The organism is Deltaproteobacteria bacterium, from assembly GCA_020845895.1.
Taxonomy (GTDB): domain Bacteria; phylum Lernaellota; class Lernaellaia; order JACKCT01; family JACKCT01; genus JADLEX01.
In genome coordinates, this window is record JADLEX010000125.1 from 1 (window position 1) to 20,702 (window position 20,702).

General features: G+C 65.6%; 13 protein-coding genes. 5 read left to right on the plus strand and 8 right to left on the minus strand.

Annotated features, from left to right (window positions below; genetic code table 11):
* Positions 1 to 170 precede the first annotated feature (170 nt).
* The 3 genes from rfbD to IT350_17020 all read left to right on the plus strand — a co-directional run bounded on the left by rfbD (position 171) and on the right by IT350_17020 (position 4,855).
* Complete coding sequence (gene rfbD, locus IT350_17010; GenBank protein MCC6159755.1) at positions 171 to 1,031, plus strand: dTDP-4-dehydrorhamnose reductase; 861 nt, start codon at positions 171 to 173, stop codon at positions 1,029 to 1,031.
* Positions 1,032 to 1,050: 19 nt separating this feature from the next.
* Positions 1,051 to 2,526 carry a glycosyltransferase family 39 protein gene (locus tag IT350_17015; protein MCC6159756.1) on the plus strand — a complete coding sequence of 492 codons (1,476 nt, stop codon included), beginning with the start codon at positions 1,051 to 1,053 and terminating at the stop codon, positions 2,524 to 2,526.
* A 106-nt stretch (positions 2,527 to 2,632) separates the two neighbouring features.
* Positions 2,633 to 4,855, plus strand: a complete 2,223-nt coding sequence (locus tag IT350_17020; protein ID MCC6159757.1) for a hypothetical protein — start codon at positions 2,633 to 2,635, stop codon at positions 4,853 to 4,855.
* Here the strand turns inward: IT350_17020 and IT350_17025 are convergent.
* The 4 genes from IT350_17025 to IT350_17040 form a co-directional block, all read right to left on the minus strand.
* Complete coding sequence (locus tag IT350_17025; protein ID MCC6159758.1) at positions 4,824 to 6,278, minus strand: hypothetical protein; 1,455 nt, start codon at positions 6,276 to 6,278, stop codon at positions 4,824 to 4,826. The two genes, IT350_17020 and IT350_17025, sit on opposite strands and share 32 nt — an antisense overlap.
* Positions 6,279 to 6,325: 47 nt before the next feature.
* The gene (greA, locus tag IT350_17030) at positions 6,326 to 6,802 is read right to left on the minus strand and encodes a transcription elongation factor GreA (protein MCC6159759.1); all 477 of its coding nucleotides are present in this window, start codon (positions 6,800 to 6,802) and stop codon (positions 6,326 to 6,328) included.
* Between the two features lie 141 nt (positions 6,803 to 6,943).
* Entirely contained in the window at positions 6,944 to 9,262 is a 2,319-nt protein-coding gene (locus tag IT350_17035) for an IPT/TIG domain-containing protein (protein MCC6159760.1), read from the minus strand.
* A 185-nt stretch (positions 9,263 to 9,447) separates the two neighbouring features.
* Complete coding sequence (locus tag IT350_17040; GenBank protein ID MCC6159761.1) at positions 9,448 to 11,790, minus strand: IPT/TIG domain-containing protein; 2,343 nt, start codon at positions 11,788 to 11,790, stop codon at positions 9,448 to 9,450.
* A 163-nt stretch (positions 11,791 to 11,953) separates the two neighbouring features.
* On the opposite strand from IT350_17040, the gene IT350_17045 reads away from it, so the two are divergent.
* Complete coding sequence (locus tag IT350_17045) at positions 11,954 to 13,066, plus strand: MltA domain-containing protein (GenBank protein ID MCC6159762.1); 1,113 nt, start codon at positions 11,954 to 11,956, stop codon at positions 13,064 to 13,066.
* An 87-nt stretch (positions 13,067 to 13,153) separates the two neighbouring features.
* Here IT350_17045 and IT350_17050 read toward each other — a convergent pair whose 3' ends face one another.
* Complete coding sequence (locus IT350_17050; GenBank protein MCC6159763.1) at positions 13,154 to 14,533, minus strand: DUF4147 domain-containing protein; 1,380 nt, start codon at positions 14,531 to 14,533, stop codon at positions 13,154 to 13,156.
* Between the two features lie 79 nt (positions 14,534 to 14,612).
* Here IT350_17050 and IT350_17055 point away from each other — a divergent pair, with 79 nt between their 5' ends.
* Positions 14,613 to 16,949, plus strand: a complete 2,337-nt coding sequence (locus IT350_17055; protein MCC6159764.1) for an ATP-binding domain-containing protein — start codon at positions 14,613 to 14,615, stop codon at positions 16,947 to 16,949.
* A gap of 17 nt (positions 16,950 to 16,966) precedes the next feature.
* Here the strand turns inward: IT350_17055 and IT350_17060 are convergent, their stop codons facing one another.
* From IT350_17060 to IT350_17070, 3 genes are all read right to left on the minus strand, one after another.
* Positions 16,967 to 17,689, minus strand: coding sequence for a hypothetical protein (locus IT350_17060; GenBank protein ID MCC6159765.1), 723 nt, complete (start codon positions 17,687 to 17,689; stop codon positions 16,967 to 16,969).
* Positions 17,690 to 17,739: 50 nt separating this feature from the next.
* Positions 17,740 to 19,095: a patatin-like phospholipase family protein gene (locus tag IT350_17065; protein MCC6159766.1), complete on the minus strand. Its 1,356-nt coding sequence runs from the start codon at positions 19,093 to 19,095 to the stop codon at positions 17,740 to 17,742.
* Between the two features lie 233 nt (positions 19,096 to 19,328).
* Positions 19,329 to 20,690 carry a hypothetical protein gene (locus IT350_17070; GenBank protein MCC6159767.1) on the minus strand — a complete coding sequence of 454 codons (1,362 nt, stop codon included), beginning with the start codon at positions 20,688 to 20,690 and terminating at the stop codon, positions 19,329 to 19,331.
* Positions 20,691 to 20,702 lie beyond the last annotated feature (12 nt).

A 20,702-nucleotide genomic window follows, 5' to 3' on the forward strand; every position in this document is an offset into this window, starting at 1 on the left:
CCCCCGCCCTTCCGGGCCGCCGGTCGAGGTCAACGGAGGGTGAAGACGCCGTTCCCGGCCTGTCGACCCACCGTGCAAAATCCTCACGATGAACTATAATCGCGGCGATCTTCGAACATCGAGAGCGCGAAAGGGAGCGGGGACGCCGTGAAAAGGGACCTGGGAACGCGATGAGTCGAATTGTGGTGGCGGGCGCGAGGGGGATGCTCGGACGCGCGGTAGCGGGCGCGTTGCGCGCTTATCGTCACAATGTCGTCGAATGGGACGTCGCCGAAGGCGATCTTTCCGACGAAAAGACGGTCGCGTGGATGATGGACGACATGCGTCCCGGCGTGGTCATCAACTGCGCGGGGTACACCGACGTCGAGGGCGCGGAAGATCCGGCGAATCTGGACGCGGCGCGGCGGGCCAATGTCGACATCCCGGCACATCTCGCCCGCGCGTGCGCAAAAAAGAACCGCCGCTTCGTGCACATCTCCACCGACTATGTATTCGATGGAACGGCGCGCGCGCCGATCACGGAAGACGCCGAGCCGAATCCCATTTCGGTTTACGCGCGGACGAAACTCGACGGCGAGCGCGCGGTGCTGGAATCCGGCGCGCAAAACGCGGTCATCATCCGGACCGCATGGCTCTATGGTCGGCTCGGACGCAACTTCGTGGACACCATTCGCCGAAAGGCGCGCGAACATCATCGTCTCGAAGTGGTGAACGACCAGACCGGCTGTCCGACATATGCGACCGATCTCGCCGAGACCATCGTGCGCGTCACGCATGGCGTCGAGACGGGGATCTTCAACGCAGTCAACGCGGGGCAGGCGACGTGGTACGACCTCGCGTGCGCGGTGGTGGAGCTGGCCGGAATCGAGGGTGTCGAGGTCGTTCCCTGCACGAGCGACCGCTACCCCACCAAAGCCAAACGCCCTGCTTATTCGGTGCTCGACTGTTCCCGGCTCACGCGCGCGATCGGCTTTACGATGCGCCCGTGGCGTGAAGCCCTGCGCGACTATCTGACCGGATCTCCCGCATGAACCGGCCCGGGGTCGCGTGATGCTCCCCGACGAAAACTGGCGGGGCTGGCGCGTCGCGCCGGTGGTCGTATTCGCCGCGTACGTCGCCGTGCGTCTCGCGGTCTTCGCGGCGTCCGACAACGGCATCGACTTCCACCACAACGCGTACGACCGCGGCTTGTTCGTCGAGCGCTGGCTCGCGAACTTCGAGGTCGTGCCCGACGCCGCGTACGGCCCCGTCGGTTATTACCTCACCGCCGCGACGATGGCCCTTGTGCCCGACCCGATTCTCGCGCCGCGCCTGCTGTCACTCATTTCCTCTCTCGCACTGTTCTGGATCGTCGCGGTTCTCGCGCGGCGAATCTTCGGCGTGCGCGAGGCCGTGCTCGCCCTCGTGCTGCTCTCGGTGCACCCGCACGGCATTCGACTTTCGGTCGTGGGCCTCGACATGATGCCCTACGCGGCGCTCGTCATGGCGGCGTTTCTCGCATGGGACCGGTGGTGGACGAACCCCGAGCGCGTCGGACTCGCCGCTCTCGCGGGTTTCGCGTTCACGATCGCGGCGGCCACGCGGTTCGAGATCTGGGCCGTGCTGCCGATGGTCGCGGGGCTCGCGCTCTTGCGCGCGCGGCGCGCGGGGCTCGCGTTTGTCGCCGCGAGCGCGGTGTTTCCGGTGGCGTGGTGCGTGTGGCAGTGGCGGCAAACGGGCGATCCGCTGAATTTCCTCGGCATCTCGCAGGGTGTGTCGGCGATCCACATGGCGGGGCTCTCACTCTTCGAGCGCGCGATCGCCTGGCCGGCGGTGCTCGCCCACGACGCACCGCTTCCCACCGCGTTGCTCGCTCTCGCCGCGTTCATCACGCTGCGTCGCACGCGCCGGGCGTGGGCGCTGATGGCGAGCGCCGCGTGGACCTTCGCGGTCTTCGAGACGCAGACCCTGCGTGGCGCGATGGGCACGAACGAAACCAAATACGTCATGCCGCTCGTGGTGATGCTGATCCCGCAGGCCGCGGCGGAACTCGTTCGCCGGCTGAACGGACGTCGGTTCGAGAAGTTCATCGCGTCGGGGATGTCGGTGATCCTCATCGGTCTCTCGACGATCGTCACGCTCGCCGACAACACGCGCTTCGCCGTCCCCGGCGGGGCGGTGGAACAGGCTGCGTTTCTGCGCGAGACCCCCCGCCGGCCCGAGCGCGTGGTGATCGGAACGAGCCTGCAGGGCTGGCTGCTTGTGCACGCCGATCTGGCGGACGGCCGGGCGGTGCTGGCCGCGCCGGGGCCTGGCGGGGCGTTCGACGAGGATGACTTGCGGAAGTTGCTCGACGAACCGTGCGTCCGGTATCTCGCATACGAGCCGGACAACCCGGTCGATTTCGCGCCGGTGCTCGAGCTCCCCGACGAGACGAAGGCCGAGCGCCTCGGTTTCACGTTCACGCGGGTCTTCCGCTCGGGCGACGGGCGATTCGCGGTCTATCGGGTGGAGAGACCCGACTCCGCGGATTGCCTTGGTCCATAAAGCGAGCCCAAGCGACCACTTCGCGTGAAGTGGGCGACTCCGGTGACGGAAGCTGCGATCACGTTTTTCGCGTACAATATGTCGATATTCGACGTTAGAGGTTGCCGTGCAGCGCGAATCCGAACGGTTGTGGCAGACACTCGTCGCATTCTCGATGCTCGTCGCGTTTGCCGGTTGCGACTGCGGTGACAATGACGGCGATTCGCTTTCGTCGGATTCCGGCGCTACAGGCGACGACGACGCGACGGATGACGACACAGGCAACGACGATGCCGACGACGATACGTGGCCGCCGCTTCCGGACGACGACTCGGAAGATGACGACGCGGACGACGATGGGTTCGATCTCGAAGTCCACGATGCGCTGACCGCGGGGCCATCGGTCCTGCCGGGGGAGGTCGAGTCCTGCGCGATCATCGACCAGACCGAATGCCGCGGCGGCACCGAGCATGTCTGCGCGATCTACGACGCGGGCGCGGGCGATTTCACCGACGATCCGCCCGAATTCATCAAACGCATCTATCACCACGAGCGATACCACGATCTCCAGCACAAATCCGACAGCACGATGCTGACGGTTCACACAACCGCCGGCATGCCGCCGGGCACCGACCGCGACGTGTGGAGCAATCCCGCCGCGTTCGAAGAATACGCCGACTGGGGCGACGGAGCGTATTACGCGAGCATGGCGCTGTCCGCCGCGTCGCTGCGTTTCGCGGCCACCGGGACCGACGCCGATTACGCACGCATGGTCGATTACGCGAACACGCTTTTGCTCAACTGGCGCGTGACCGACGTGGCCGGCTACATGATCCGCTCGGTCGCGGCCATGCTCGACGACGGCGTGCCGATCCCGCCCGGCCACCCGGAATACAATCTGCGCGAATACAAGGAACGCACGAACCACGTGCTCTACACCCTCGCGCCCGAACTGCACGACCTCGTGCCCGCGTATTATTACGAGGGCGCGGACCTCGACCACGACACCACGCCCGATCTCGCCACGACGCCGTTGCTCGAAGGCAGCCCGAGCCAGGACGCCTATTCCGCAGCGCTGGTCGGCATGCAGCTCGCGTACGATCTGCTGCGCGGCGAGCACCAGGCCCTGAAAGACGAGATCGCCGACAACGCGGTGTGCAACGTGACGCGCCTTCGCAAAATGCGCATCACGCACCTGTCCGACAGCGCGCTGGGCCGCCTCGCCGTGCAGTACCTCACGTCGTCGGGCGGATTCCATCCGGATCCCGACGATATCGACCTGGACGGGATCGACACGATGATCGGCTACGTGCAGGAGGCGCTGCCGCCGGGCGATCCCGGCGATTTCGAATACGGCTGCCCCGCGGACCCGCCGACCGAGGTCGATCCGAAATACGATTGGGACGCGACCGATCCGCTGTTTCTGATTCGCATCGCGGACTTCGCGGCGAAGATGGCGGGCGAGGGCGATCACCCGATCGACTTCGTCTATTTCGTCTCGCACCGGGGCGGCGATGTGATCTACATGATCAACTACGCACTCTTCGCGTATCACGTCTCGGGCAACCCGAAATTTCTCGACTTCATCAAGAACCAGCTCATCGACGAGATCGACGGCCTCGCCGTACTCAACACCGCGGGGTCTTTTTTCTTAAATCCCTATTGCGGTTCGTGGATCGGCGGTGATCTTTCTCACCCGGTCATGTACGCGACGCTGCTGCACATCGACGACGATCTGGTGGCCGCCGAGCACCAGCGGGCGATGCTCGAAGAGTTCAAAGACAAGATGTTCGAAAACGACAACAACGCGTATTTCGGCATGACCTACGCCGCCACGGTCGGCGACGATGTCGATCCGCTGGTGGACGACTACGGCGAATGGGCGGCCGGGGAGCTCGACGCTTACATGCTGAATGCGGATCACCCGCTCGATCCGAAACGCAACTACAGCACCGACTACGTGGCCAATCCGCTGGCGCCGCCCTACGATCCCTCGCCGCCCACCGACGACGAAATCGCCGAGTGCGAAGCGGGACTCGAACTCTTCGGCATCCCCATTGTGCCGGGACCCGGCGTCGATCCCGACTTCACGGTGCTCTCCCGCGAGCCGCTGCCGGTGGGGCTGCGCGTGCCGCACGATCTCATCTGGCACTTCTCGCCGTTCAACCTGAAACGCAATTGGGGCGCCAACGACGGGCGCTACCAGATGACCTTCCTCGATCTCACGCTGCCGTTCTGGATCGGCCGGTACCACGAACGCATCGATTCGGGCGAAGGCATGGCACTCGCGTGGAAGGATACCGGCGGGCCGTGCGACGTCAGGGACACGCCGGCAGCGCGTCGTCCGTAGGGCATTCGCCGCCGCCCATCGTCGCCCAGTCGATCGCGAAGCCGACCGCCGCCGCCGGCAAGCCCATGTGATCGATGCCCGCCCACGCGCAGCTCTGCACGTCGATGCCCGCGGCGACCATGTCGTCATACAGGCACGCCTGCTCGACGGGCGTGCGCTGTACATCGTCGAGCCCTGAGATCATCAGCACCGGTGCGCCGTCCGAATCCATGGGCACGTCGTTTTCGGCGGTCCACTGCGTGTACGCCGCCGCCCGCGCGGTGCAGTCGGCCGTGTCGTTCAGGCAGTCCACGACCTCTTCGCGAAACGCGGGCTCGACCATCTCGCCCACCGTATCCGGCGGCGTGTAATCCGCCGTCGGCGTCGCGAGCGTCGCCGTGATGCCGAACACGCACTGCGTTTCGATCGATTCGATCAACGCGTCGGCGATGTCCGGCTGATAAGCCTCGGCGACGTGATCCAGACCGAACAGATTGGCGAAGGCCGCATACAGCGCGAGGGCGACGACCACGCGGGTGACGCCCGCGCCGGTGTCGATGGGCCAGTTCGGCAGGCGGTACGCATTGGCGGAATTGCCGTCGGGATAGTCGCCCGCGAAAGCGATCGCGGCGACGAGTTCGAGGTCGGGCTCGCCGTCGATGGCCATGCGCGCCTGCGTGCCGAGGGCCGCTCCGCCGCCCTGGCTGTGGCCCGTCACGATCACGCGGCCGTCGAGCGCGCCCGGCGTCGTCGCGCGAATCGCGGCGCGGGCCGCGTCGATCACGGAACGCACCGTGTCGGGCATGGAGCCGTAGCCCTGCGTGCCCTCGTTGCCCATGCCCGCGTAATCGGGCGCGATGACCGGCAGACCCGCCGCGACCCATGGAACGATCAGGTCATCGCTCGGGCGGAGCGTGGTGGACGGCGCGCAAAAGTCGGCGAGTCCCACGGTGCCGTGCGCGACGGCGACGATCGGGAGCGGTCCCGGCGCTGGCGAATCGGGCAGCAACAGGCGCGCGGTGCCGACGCCCGCGATGCCGTCGCGCCGCTCGGTGCGATATGCGATGCGATACGAACGATAGCCGCTCGTCACCGTGATCCCGTCGATGTCGGCGAGTCGCTCGGCCACTGTTGCGGCGTCCACCGTTTCGTCGGGCGCGCAACGCACGATCGCCCCGCGCTCGCCATCGTCAAAGGGCGGGAGGCTGCCGGGCGTGACATACACGTCGTCTTCAGAATCCACGCACGCGATGGCGAGATCCGGCGGCGGCGCATCGTCGTCCACGTCATCATCCGTCAAGTCGTCGTCGGAATCGTCGTCCGTGTCGTCGTCCGCGTCGTCGTCCACCGCCGCGCCGCGATCGTCCGATCCGCCATCCGACGCACAACCCATGACGGCGAGGTACGCAAACAGCAGGAGCAGGTGGGCGGTCTTCGTATTCATCGGAAACAGCAGGATAGCATGACCGCACGGAATTCGGTTGCGGCGTCCTAACGGTAAACGACGTCGAGAATTTCCAGGCTGCGCACGCCGCCCGGGACCTCGATGTCGACGAAGTCGTGCTTCGACTTGCCGATCAGGTGGCGGGCGATCGGCGATTTGATCGAGAGGCGGCCGTTTTCGGTGTCGGCTTCGAACTCGCCGACGATCTGGTACTCGAACTCCTCGTCCGTATTCAGATCCAGCAGACGTACGATCGCTCCGAAGACGATTCGGTCGCCGCGGATCGTGGACGTGTCGATCACCTGCGCGGTGGTGAGCAGGGCTTGAAGCTGTCCGATGCGCGCCTCGAGCATGCCCTGCGCGTCCTTGGCCGCGTGATACTCGGCGTTTTCGGACAGGTCGCCGTGCTCGCGCGCCACGCCGATAGCCTTCGACGCCTTGGGCCGCTCGAATTTGGTGAGCTGCTCGAGCGTCTGTTTGAGGCGTTCAAACCCGTGTTTGGTGATCGGAGACCGATCGGACATCCCCACTCCCTCTTTTCTGTCCGGGCCGGTGCGAACGCGTTTTATGGGTGATTTCACTCCGGATTGTCAAGAATCCGGCGAATGGAAAAGAGAACGCGGGCCGCAAGACCCGCGTTCGTTGTGTTTCCGGAAGGGGAGACGTCAGCAGCCGCAGCAGCCGCCGTCGTCATCGTCGTCGTCACCACCGCCATCGGCCGCGTCATCGTCGCCCGACGCGTCGTCGTCGCCCGCCGCGTCGTCGTCACCCGAATCATCGTCGGTGTCGTCGTCGCCCGCGTCGCCGATCAGATCGAGGGCGTCGGCCATCGAATCGAAGAGCGTGTCGGGGTTCACGACGCGCACGGCGTAGAGCCCTTCTCCCAAACCGCCGGGGACATTGGCGACCAGCGTTTCCGAGTCCGTGAACGTCACTTCTGAAATCTCGGTGTCGCCCACGAAGACCTTTGCGCCGACCGCGAAATTCTCGCCGGTGATTGTCACCGATCCGCCGGCAGGTTCCACCAATTCGCCCGGCTCGACCGCGACGATCTCGGGCTTCGCCGCGGGATTCTCGTCCATGAACAGCTGGAAGCGGTATCCCATTTCGATGTTGTCATACTCGTTCCAGGCGATCGACACGCGGTCGTGACGCATCGAGCCGCGAATGTCGAACGGCCATTGCACGTAATCGCCGTTGTCGACGTCCACATCCCGCGCCAGCGTGGGACCTTCGATGATGTCGCCATCGTAACCCAGAATCGCGTACCAGATGTCCTGATCGTAGGACGTTCCGTTCTTGTCGTTGAACACCATCAGCACGCCGCCGCCGTCGGGATTCGCGAACAGGTGCGGGTGCTGATAGTTCGTGCCGGGATCGACATTGGTCGCCGCCATCGCGACGCCGCTCGGGGCAACGGTGCTGAAGGTGAACACGTCGCCCACCGCGAAGTCCGTCCCGCCCGCCTCGATCTTGAACGCGACGGCTCCGGAATCGGAGCTGTACGCCGTTCCCGTTGTGGCGTCTTCATAGGTATCGTCCTCGGTTTCCACCGACCAGATCTCCGCACCGGGGGTCGAATCGTCCGTGCAGGTGAGCGTCCAGTTCCCCGCGGGGGCCGACAGCGAAACGCGCACATCGGTCATCGTGCCATCGCCGGTATTGCCGCCGTCCGCGTCGGGCTCGACCGGCTCGGTGAGCGCCGATCCGTCGAACCCGTTCACCGCCGGATCGAGGAGCATGACGAACAACTCCGTCTGCGATCCATCGGCCAGATAGGTCTGGAACGCGATCAGCACCCGTCCATCCGGCATCGTTTCAATGGTCTGTCGTTTGACTTCCCCGTTGATGAACACGTCCGTCGGGGCGACCGTGTAGGAGCCGTCGGACGGATCGAACGCGAAATACGTGAGGACGTTGGCGTATTCGCCGATCCAGGGTTCGGAAACGACAAGCGTGTTCACGCCGTACGACGCGGCGGACACCTCGATATCGCCGCCGCCGTAGTTGGCCATGGTGCCGCTGTCCGAATCCCACACTTCTTCGATATCGGACCACGCCTTGGACACGGGCGACCCCGTGCGGTAACCGATCGTCATGTCCGTTTCGTCCTGATAGGCTTGCCCGTTTCGCCAGACGAGCAAGAGATCGTTGTTCGGCAGGACGGTGAACTTCGGATGGACCGAGATGACCGCGTCATCTTCGGAAACCGCTTCGTCGGCCGCCTCGGAGAGGATCGGACTCGCCGTCGTCGAGAACGTGAACTCGTCGCCGTCCGCGAACGGATCGCCACTCGTATCGATTCGGAACGACACTCGGTCGACACGCGGATTATCCACATTGTAACTATAGCTGTCGGCGGGATACAGCACATCGTCCGTCGCGACGAGTTGGGTCCCGCTCACCGAGCCTTCCACGTCCCAATCCGTCGCGCCGCGGCTCACGGTCCAGTCTTCCGTACGCGTGACCATCGCGCCGCCCCAGACCTGGTCGATCGTGCCGTCGCCGGCGTTTCCGCCATCGGCGACGGGCGTCGTGGCGGTGGCGTTGGCGTCGCTGCCGTCCTGCGGATGCTGCGACGGATCGATGACGCCGATCAGCACCTCGCCCTCGCCCTGGTGCCAGACCACCGCGATGCGAGGATCGTCGCCGACGCCGTCCACGAATGCGACTTCCATGCGGGCGACCCACTGCCCGACCGTCAGGACCGTCTGATCGATCAGGATATTTCCTTCGGAATCCACCATGAAATACACCATCTGATCCCAGCCGGACCAACCCAGCTCAGCGGTGTCGTCCGCTTCCATCTTGTAAAACGCGTGGATGTTGCCGGACGGATCTTCCAGCAACGCGGGATGCGTATCCCCATCGGAGACCATGGAAGGGTCGGAATTCAGGGTCAGGACGTCCGCGCCGGCCGAAAGCGGCCCGCCGAACGCGAGCAAGGCCAACGTCACACACACAGCGATTCGCCACGCGGCCATGAAAACTCCCAAGGGTGAAGGTTTTTCGGTCTCAAGAACGATATTCTAGATTGGCGGATGAAAAACATGATCCGCGCCATATTCTCCCCTTCGCACCGTCGAAATTGGTCAAGGCGAACGAAGGGCTCAAACGCCGAACGCGGGCCGCAAAGCCCGCGTTCGAAGTATTTCGGAATTGTGGGACGTCAGCAGCCGCAGCAGCCGCCGTCGTCATCGTCGTCGTCATCACCGCCATCGGACGCGTCGTCGTCGCCGGACGCGTCGTCGTCGCCGCCCGCGTCGTCGTCCGAATCGTCGTCCGAATCGTCGTCCGAATCGTCGTCGCCTGACGTCACGATCGTGAGCGCGTCGTCGAGCGTGCCGAAGAGCGTGTCGGGGTTCACCACACGCACCGCGTAGGTGCCCTCGCCGATCCCGGCGGGGACGGTGGCCGTGAGATTCTCGGCGTCGGTGAACGTGACGGCCGTGGCTTCGTTGTCTCCGACGAACACCGCCGCTCCATCGACGAAGTTTTCGCCGACGACGGCGATGTCGCCGCCGGTCGCGTCGTCGAGTTCGGCCGGCGTCACCGAGGTGACGATCGGCGCATCGGCAGGGATGTCGCTGAGGAATAGTTGGTGCTTCAGGCCGCTCGTGACGCCGTCGTTCTCGTTCCACATCAGGATGACCTGATCGTGGGCCATCGAACCACCCATGTCGTACGGCCATTCCATGACATCGAGGTCGCCGTCGTTGTCGATATTGGCGGCCTGCGTCGGCTCTTCGATCTGCGCGCCGTCGTAGCCGTAGATCGCGTAATACGGCTGGTTTTTGCCGGCGTTGTCGTCATCCTTGTGCAGAACGGCGAGCAGGATGCCGCGCCCGCCGGGGTTCATGTAGAGGCGCGGGTGGTGCATGACTTGACCGTCGTCCACGGCCGTCGGGCCCGACACCACGGCGGTCGAGGCGGTCGTCGAGAAGGTGAACGTGTCACCCACGGCGAAGTCCGTGCCGCCCGCCTCGATCACGAAACTGATCGCGCCCGAATCGGTGAAGTAGTAAATGCCGGTCTCCGCGTCCTCATACGTATCGTCCTCGGTCTCGACGGACCAAATTTCCGAGCCGGCTGTCGTGTCGTCGGTGCAGGTCACGGTCCAATTCGCCGTGGGCGCGATGAGCGAGGTTAACACGTCGGACATCGTGCCGTCGCCGGTGTTGCCGCCGTCCGCGTCGGGCACGACATCGGGCGTCAGCGTGTCGCCGTTCAGGCCACCCGCCGCCGGATCGAACACCATTGTGTAGGTGTCGGTCAGGCTGTCGCCGATCATGTAAGATTGAAACGCCACGAGCACATTGCCGTTCGGCAGATTCACGAATGATCGACGTTTCGCCTTGTCGTTCATGAACACATACGTGCGGGCGACGACTGGGTCGAAGGTTCCGGATTCCACTCGTTCGTAGGAATGGAGTTCGATCGCATTGCCGTCGTTATCTCCCAGATAATCGGGGACGACAGTGTACATGAAATCCAGGTAATCCCCCGTGACCGAAACCTGGAAATCACCGCCGCCGTAATCGGCGTAACCGCCCGCCGACGGCGTTTCACTGATGGTCTGGGTTGCGCCGAACGACTTGGAGAAGTCGCCGAAGCGACCGACGATCGCCTGATCGGCGCCTTCGTCATACGTGTCGCCGTAACGCCACAACACGCCCAGTTCGCCCGACGGCATGTGGACGAACTGGCCGTGAACGTCGCGGAATGCGTCGCCGTCATCCGAGAACGGATCCTTCGTCGCCTGCACGAGAATGGGGCTGGCCGTGACGGAGAACGTGAACTTGTCGCCGTTCACGAACGCATCACCCGAAGGCGTGATATAAAAGGCCACCGGATCGGCATCGAGAAACGAGCCGGAGGTGCTTTCCGCGTCGTAGGGGTACCAGTAGTCGGTGTCCGCACGGCTGTCGAGCTCTCCGGAGACGGAACCCGTGACGCCCCAATCCGTCCCGTCGAATTCCACGTCCCAGTCCTCGGTCGGCGCGGCGAGCATGCCCGGCCAAACCTCGTCGATCGATCCGTCGCCGGTGTTGCCGCCGTCCGCCGCGGGCGTCGTCGCCGTCGCGTTTGCGTCGCTGCCGTCCATGGGATGCAGATAAGGATCGATGATCGCAAGCTGAATCTCGCCGACGCGCTGGTGGTACAGGATGGCGATTTCGGTGCTCGCCCATGTCGGATCGATCGGCGCCATTTCCGCACGACCGGCGCGACGGCCGACCGTCAAGAACGTCTTGTCGATGAGGATGTTTCCTTCCGAATCGGTCATATAGTAGACGAGCATGTCGTCCGTGCCCCATCCATCTTCCACGCTGCTGTCGAGCTTCGTCAGGATGTGGATGTTGCCGTTGGCATCTTCCAACACGCGCGTGTGCATGTAGCCGTAGCTGTTGCTCTCGTCATCGGGGTTGAGCGTGATGACCGCCGCCATCGAGCTGCTGGCCAGCAGGGCCACCAGGACGCACACAAATCCCAGCGCAAAACTCCTCATCCGCATCGCGTGATGCCTCCTCAAAGCAGGTTTTCGAGACCCTCCCAAAATAGCGGGTCTGCTCACTTTTGTTTCATGATTCGCGTCATATTACGTCGTTTGTGGCGGAAAATCGGCCGATCCAACGCCCCGTTGTCAATCGCCAAGCCGCCTAATAGCATTGCACGGCATGCGTTTTCGGTCGGTTGTAATTGCGCTCACGTTGCTGGCCGCCACGGCGTTCGCCGCTCCCGCGCCCGCGTGGGAAGAGGTCGTGGGACTGCGTTTCGAGGAACGTGGCGACACGCGCGGGCTGCTGCTGGCCCTGGACCGTCAAGCCGCCCACCTCGCCAAGTCGCCGGGCACGGCGGTGCGGATCGGCAACAGCCGCGTCACGCACCGCCAGCTCCTCCACGGCGTGCGCACGCTCCAGCGGCTCGTGATGGAATACCCGGACCCGACCGCGCTCTCCGATCAGGTGAACGCGCACTTTAGGGTATATCGCACCAGCCACCCGGAGCGCGCGGGCAAGGCGCACTTCACTGCCTATTACGACTCGGTGCTCGAGGCGTCGCCCGTTCGCACCGGGGCGTTCCAGTATCCGCTCTACGCGCGGCCCGGCGATCTGGCCGAAAAAAACGGGCGGTCGTGGCGCAAGGTCGGCGAGGCGCTGGTGCCGTATCACACGCGCCGCGAGATCGAGGAGGGCGGCGCGCTCGCAGGACGCGGGCTCGAGATTGCGTGGGTCGCCGACTACGTCGAACTGCACTATCTGCACATCCAGGGTTCGGGCCGGCTGCATTTCCCGGACGGCTCGGTGAAAACGGCGCATTTTTCCGGCACGAACGGCTATCCGTTCCAGAGCGCGGCGAAACTGATGATCGACGCGGGGCTGACTTCGGGCGGCTATCTCGCGGTCAAGCAGTGGATGCGCGAACACCTCGACGTGGCCACACCGTATTTTTGGCGCAATTCGCGCTTCATCTTTTTCCGCCTGTCCGACGAAGAGCCCTCCGGGGCCGCGGGCATCCCCCTCACGCCGGGGCGCACCATCGCCACGGACAAATCGATATATCCCTCGGGCGCCATCGCCTTCGTGCGTTACAGCGCTCCGGTCATCGACGACGCGGGCAAGGTGACCTCGACGGTCATGACCTCGCGGTTCGTCACCGACAACGACACCGGCGTGGCGATCGTCGGCCCGGGCCGCGCCGACCTGTACGTCGGCACCGGGGCCAAGGCCGAGATGCTCGCCGGCGCGACCAACACCTTCGGCGAGATGTATTATCTGATTCCGAGGTGAGCGGCGTTCGGGGACACGCCCGCCCGCGAACGGTCGCGGCTCTGTCGCGGCAATGCGGCAACGTCGCAAACGCACGTTTCGATCCGACTACGGCGTCAGATGCTCCGAACGCGTGGCGAAGATCATCAGGTCCATCACGTTGGTGTTGGTGGCCGTGGCGGTGGTGAGCTGATCGCCGAGCGCGGCGAAAAACGTCCCGGTGTCGTGCGCGTCCATCGCGGCATCGGCATCGAGCCCGGCCTCGGTTGCACGCGCGAGCGTCGTCGGCGTGACGATCGCCCCGGCCGCGCCGGTGTTGCCGTCCGCGCCGTCGGTGGCGAGCGAATAAAACACCTGATGCCCGCCGTCGGGCGCGATGCGCTTCGCGACGAGCAACGCGAGTTCGTGGTTGCGTCCGCCCTTGCCCGCGTCCTCCCCCACGCGGACCTGCGTCTCGCCGCCGGCGACCAGCGCGGCATAGGGCCCGGCGTCGCGCCGATGCGCGCGCCACAGCGCCACCAGACGATTCGCGGCGGATTCCACGTCGCCCGCGAGGTCCTCGGGCGCGACGAAGACCGCGTAGCCGCGTTCTCTGAGGCTGTGCGCCGCCGCTGTTCGGGCGAGGGCGTTGTCGGCGATGAGGTGGAAGCGATCGCGCCAGTCGGCGTCTTCACTCGGCTTGAGCGTCTCGCCGCCGGTCTCGCGCAGCGCCGCGATGGCCGGCTCGGCGAGGTCGGCGTCCACGTGGCGGCGCAGCGCCACCTCGGCCTCCGCCGTCGACGTGGGGTCGGGCACGGTGGGCCCCGAGCCGATGTCCCATGGGTACGAACGCGGCACGTCGCTGATTGCGAAGGTCACGACGCGCGCCGGACCGAGCCGTCGGCGCAGCCCACCGCCCTTCACCCGTGACAGATGGCGGCGCACCGTGTTGATCTCGCCGATCGGCGCGCCGCTACGCACGAGCGCATCCACGATGCGGGCTTTTTCGCGGGGCGGCAGGCCGGCGATGGAATGCGTGAGCAGGGCCGAAGCGCCGCCGGAGATCAGGACGATTGCCAGCGTCTTCGGTTTCGCCGCGCCCGCCGCCGCCATGACCAGATGCAGCGACGATCCGCCGCTGTGCTGGCCTGGCACCGGATGCTCGCCGGGCAGGACGGTGATGTGCGGGATGTTCACCTTGGCCGCCTCTTCGGGCGAGAGCGGCGCGATCACGCACCCCTCGGCGACGCGATCGCCGAACAGATCCGACGCTTGCCGCGCCATGGCGACGGCGGCTTTGCCCGCGCCGAGCACGACGAGGCGGTCCCAGGTCGCGGGTTGGATATCGAGCGTCGCCGTGGTGATGCGCCGGCCCTCGACGCCGATCGCCGCGCGCAGCGCCGTGCCCCCGTGCGCCGCCGCGAGCGCGAGATCGCCCGCCTTGAGCACGTGCGCGTAGAGCGCCGCGTCGGTCGGATCGAGCGGCTTGTGCCGGGGGGCGAGTGCCATGCCCACAACTTTGCGCCGGGCGGCCTTCGGAGTAAACTGGCTCCTTTTCTTGGGCGCGAATTGGGGGATTTTGCGCGAGATGGGCGAGACGGACGCCATCAGGCTGACCGAGGACGATCGGGCGATCGTGCGCGAGGAGGAAGACCTGCTCGCGTCGGTGCACGCGGCGCTGCGCCGCGCACGGATGTCCGGGGCGGTCGACACCGCACCGATCCACGGGCGGCTGCGTCATCTTCGCGACGAGGCCGCGCTCGCCTCGGTGAGCGACCTTCCCGCGATCTTCGACCAGCTCCATTCGCATCAGGCGCTCGCGTCGCATCGGTTCGGCCAGACGCTGCCCGACGAACGCTCGCCCTACTTCGCCCGCATGCGCCTGCGCGAGGGAAACACCGCGCGCGACGTTCTGCTGGGACACGCGTCATTCATCGACCCGCGCGGCGGCGTGACGGTCATCGATTGGCGGCATGCGCCCGTGTCGCGCATCTTCTACAACTACCGCGAGGGCGACGAATACGAGGAAAAGCTCCCGGGACGCACCGCGTCGGGCGTGGTCGAGGTGCGCCGCGTGATCACCGTCGAGGACGGCCGGCTCATGCGCATCACCATGCCGGGCGGCTCGCTCGTGCGCGAGGGCGTCCATGCGTGGCGGCGCGAGGGCCCGCGCGAGCTGCCGCGTCTCGCGGGAGGCCAAGGCAGCGCCGAGCGCGGCCGCACGGTCGGCGGATTCGGCGCGGGGCGACTCGGCACGGGGCAGTCGGGGCGTGCGCTCGCGCAGGTCGCGGCGCTGCTCGACCGCGAACAGTTCGCGCTGCTCGAGGCCGAGGCCGACGCGTCGCTGCTGGTGCTGGGCGGTGCGGGATGCGGCAAAACCACCGTCGCGCTGCACCGGCTCGCGGCGCTCGCCTACCGCGACCGCAAGCGATTCGCCGCAAAAAAGATGCTTGTCATTGTGCCCGAGCGCGGACTCGTGCGTCTGTCGCAAAAGCTCCTCGCGGGCCTCGGCATGTCCGAGGTGCGCGTCACGACCTTCGACGACTGGATTCGCGGGCAGGCCCGGATGCTGTGCCGCGACCTTCCCCGGCGCATCTGCGAATCGACTCCCGCGCGCGTGATGCGCTTCAAACGCCACGGCGCGGTGCTGTCGGTTCTGGGCGACTTCGTGCTCCGGCGCGAGACCGAGATCGCCGAGCGCCTGCGCCGCAAGCTGATCGACACGCCGCAGGTGGCGGACGAATTTTCCCGCGCGCGCGGCCCGAACCCGGCCGCGAAACTGATTCATGTCGAACGGCGATATCGCGAGTCGGGCGAAAACGAGCCCTACGACCCGAAGCGCGAGATCCTCGCCGCCGAGGTCCGCCGCGTGCTCGCCGCCGAACGCGACCGGCTCGAGGCGCTCGACGCGGACCGCATCGACCTGTTCTCCGACCGCGCGATACTGGAACGCATCGTCGCCGCGTCGAACGGCGATCTAACGCCCGGGATGATCGACGAGGTGCTCGCGCACACGCGGTTGCAGGCGATGGATACCGAAAACGTGCGCTACGCGGATATCGACGGCGAGCGCCTGAAGACGGTGGACGGGCGCTCGCTCGACGACGGCACGCCCGAGGCCAAGGCGGGCACGATCGACGTGGAGGACTACGCGATCCTGCTCGAACTCCTGCGACGCAAGACGGGGCGCGTGCAGACCTCGGCGGGGCGGCTGCATAGTTACGCGCACATGGTGGTGGACGAGGCGCAGGATCTCGCGCCCGTGGAGCTGCGCGCGCTGGGCGAGGCGTTGCGCGAAGGGGCGTCGGTGACCATTGCGGGCGACGCGGCGCAGCAGATCGACGTGTCGTCGTGCTTCGAGTCGTGGGAGCGCGTGCTGCGGCTGCTCGGCGTCGAGTCCGACGCGACCGCGCATCACTTGACCACGTCCTACCGCTCGGCGCGACCGATCGCGCTTTACGCGCACGGCATCCTCGGTCGCCTCGCGCCGCCCGAGCCGCCGCGGACCGTGCGCGACGGCGCGCCGGTGCAGCGCAGCGATTTCCCCAACGAGGGGCACACGACGGTGTTTCTGGCCGAGGCGCTGGCCGACCTGATGGACCGGGAGGGCTCGGCGAGCGTGGCGGTGATCGCGCGGCGGCCGTCCACCGCGGCGCGCATCGCCGACGCGCTGCGTTCCGTGCCGAAACTGCGGCACGTTGTCGCGGGCGAATTCCCCTTCACGCCCGGCATCGACGTGACCGACGTGCATCAGGTGAAGGGGCTGGAGTGGGATTACGTCGTCATCCCCGATGCGAACGCCAACGACTACCCCGACACGCCCGAGGCGCGCCGCCTGTTGCACGTCGCGACCACCCGCGCCATTCACCAGCTCTGGCTGATCTCGGTCGGCAAGCCGTCGCCGGTGCTGCCGTCGGAAGTGTAGATCGCGCCCGCAGCGACCTACCACGTCCCCGCGATCGCGACGCCGTTCGGCGTGACCAGCACGTTCCACGTCGGTGTGGGCGATACCGACGTGGCATTTGTCCCGCGCGAATATGCGTCCCAGGCGCGGATGGCGGCCCGGGGCTGCGTGAAGATCATGATCTCCGAGATCGTGAACGATCCGACGCCCTGAGCGATGGCATCGGTCGTTTGCCCGCGCGCGAGCAGGATTCCGCCCGACGCGACCGACAGCAGCGCGCACCCCACGTGATTCTTCCAGTCGATGCCCTTGCGTTCGCCGACGGCGGCGCGGCGCAGAAGGTCCTCGGCGCGCGCGAGTTTTTGCCGCCGCTCGTCGGGAGTCGATTCGGGCCAGGCGCGCATGCGATCGGCGGCGACGTGGCTGACGAACGGCCCCGTGATGCCCAGATGCACCACGCCGATCCCCGCCATGGCTCCGCTCACGCCGCGGGCCCAGCGCTCGTCCTCGATGGGCGCGCCGATCGCCGCGACGCCGTTGCCGACGAGCATGAGCGAGTTGAAGAGCAGCCAGCTCCGCCACCAGAGCTGGGCGCGGGGCTCGGCGTTGTCGAACCGCGACTGGATCCATTCGAGGTTTTGGGTGACGTCAGCATCGGTGGGTGATTCGGTAGCGGTCGCGCTACGAGCGAATAGCGGCGCGATCGCAAGCACGATCAGCAGCGTGCAGAGGATTCGGGAACATCGCACGGGTCGCGGCACGGCGCCGGGTGTGCCACGAACAGGCCGCGAACGCAAACCGGGCGGCCCGCCTACATCGCCAGGCGGATATCGCGCTTCGCGCGCTCCTTGCCGAGGACGCTGATGACGGTTTCGTCGTAGGGCGTCGCCTGGATCTTCTTCGCGTCCTCGTCGATGAACGCCATTGTGGTCTCGATGCCGTACGCGCCGAGAATCTGCTTGACGCGGCCGAAGTGCTCTTCGATCGATTCCTTGACCGAGATAAAGCCGTGCTCGGCCGCCTTGCCGCGCTCCCAGAACGCGACCGGATTGATGTCGAAGAACGTGATGTCGTGGATGTCGGGCTCGATGAGGATGATGTCGCCGCGAAACGCCGGGTTTTGCGCGTAACGCAGTAGCGCGTGTTCGAGCCGGTAGTGCAGCAGCGCGCGGAACGCCTGATTGAGCACCGCGAAAAACCCGCCGTCGGACAGGTATTTCTTGTCGGCGAGGTAAGTGCCCATCTCCTTGTAGTAGCGGATGAGCAGGCGGTTGTGCAGCGGGCGGAACGGATTGTAGACGATGACGAGTTCCGCGCCGTGGTCGATCGCCACGTCGATGTTCGCCGTGGTCGTGACGCCGCCGTCGAGGTACTCGTGGCCCTTGATGCGCGCGGGTTTGAAGAAGCCGGGCAGCGCCGTGCTCGCCTGCACCGCCTCGCTGATCGTCAGGCTGTTGTCCTCGTCGTGCCCGAAGACCACGCGGTCCGCGGAGTCGAGGTTCATCGCCGTGATGTAGAGCGCCTTGCGCCGGCGGTAGTACAGCTCGGCGAAGTCGTTCTTGCGGTTGTTGCGTTCGAAATTCTTGCGGATGTATCGCTCGAGGGAGCGGTTGTCGAAGACGCCCGACGGCAGGTACTTGAGCGGGCTCGACACGTGCGAGCTGGCCATGGTCACGCGCGTGAGCACCTTCATCAGGTCGTCGGTGCGGCGCCAGTTGGGCTTGCGAAGGAAGCGCGCGAGGGTCGACCAGTAGCGGTGCTCCGGATTGAACAGCCCCGTGACGAGGTTGATGGCGAAGCGCGGCGCGGCGGTTGTGCCGTCGTAGACGAGTTCGAGCGGCTTGCTGATGTATTCCGAGATGTTCGGGTTGTAGAAGTCGAGGGGCTTGAGCTGGCTGATGATGTTGCTGCGTCCGTCGAGGCTCTTGAGCAGCTCCTCGACCGAGATGCCGTGGGCCACCGGCGCGGCGATGAACGCCCCCGCGGACAGACCGACGAAGATGTCGAAGTCGGTCACGTCTTTGTTGATCATCAGGTTGTTGAGGGCCTTGAGCCCGGCCAGCGTATAGGATCCGCCCGAGATGGCGCCGCCGGCGAGGACGAGGGCGACCTTGGCGTGGGGACGCTTGATGGCCAAGTCGCTCTTCTGGACGAAGGTGATTCCCATGAACCTTCACTCCGTGTTTCGCCCGCGACGATTCGCCGCAGGGGCGAGTTCGCGACGGATCTTACGGGCCGCGTCGCCGTCCGTCAATCGAAAATCGTCGGCACAGCAGTTCGGTAACCACTGGATTTTTCAAAGAAATTTTGATTTCGCGAGAATATCTTGACGCACCGCGTTTCCACATCCTCTCTTATCGACAGATCGGCGCATCAGCTTGATTCGAGGTGAATGAATCGTTACGGCGAGACGGATCTGGTCAGCCAGTCATCCCAGATGGCTGCGGAGACTTTCGGATTATGTTCGTAATCCAGTATCCCCATGGACCCCCACGCCAACCAAGCGGAAAGCCAGCCCGGCCCCATCGCGTCCATGACGTCGTAGATCGCGCACCACTCCAAACCGTAGTCGCACGGGCATTCGGCCAGAACCCCGTCCGGCAGGAAATCGACGAGCGACCACCACACGACGAGATCGGCGTGGGCGGTTTCGGCCTCCGCGAGCAGGAAGTCGAGGAAGCCCGACTCGTCGGCATCGTCAAAAACGAAGAGCGGCGTGCACACGTCGTCGATCGGCTGCGTGATCGCACGATTCGACTGCCCGGTTTCGGCGATCATGATCCGCTCTCCGGTCGCCATCGCGACATCGGCGAAAAGTCCCTCGGGCGGATGCTCCGGGTCGTCGACGAAAAACATGGGATAAGCGCTCAGGGCCATCCGGTCGCGCTTCACGTCCCCGATCGTCGCGAGCTGCGCGTCGAGGCAACTGTGGTCCAGCAACTCGCAGGGACCGAAAGCACCCGTGTCCCAGAGCTGCTCGAGCACGAAGGTGGGGAAGATCGGGATTTCCGGGGCGAGTTCGCGCGCTTCGTCGTACAAGTCGTTGGCGAAGTCGATCAGCGCGCCGTATCCCTCTTCGCAAAAGTGATCGAACAGGTTCAATTCGATGACGTGCGTGAAAAAATCGGGCTCAAACAGGTCGATCATGTACGCCATGTAGTTGGCGTACGCGGTGCGGTAGCGCGCGGCGTCGGGCGCGGCGGCGAAATCGTAACACGGGTCGTTCCAGTCCGCGACCGTAATGAGACGGCCCTCACCGTCCACGTCGGGGTACGGCGCGAGCCCCGTGCGGTTGCCGTCGAGCGGCGTCAAGGACAGGTAGATCGGCACGCCGAGCGCCTCCACGACGCTCTTCGCCGCGTTCATGGTGTCGATCCACACCTGCGGTGGGTCCTCGCCGTCGGCAAACTCTTCCCACGGCACACCGAAGAACGAATCCATGTGCAGCGAGACCGCATCCACGCGTCCGTCGAATCCCGCGAAGTCGAATACGGTTTCCACGTGGTACGGTTCGATTTGGTACTGCATCGGCGCGGCGGCCATGCGGAAGGGCCGCGTGGGCCCGGCGTCGTCACCCGAGTCGTCATCCGAATCGTCATCCGCAACATCGTCGTCGATGAGGTCGTCGTCCGCGTCATCGTCTTCGGAATCGTCGGTCGGCGAGGTGTCGTCGTCTCCCGAATCTCCGCCCGAACACGCGACGCACGCCGACAGCAGAAAGATGACGGCGAGACTCAAAGCACGAAGGACGAGGCGATTCATGAGGCCATCTTA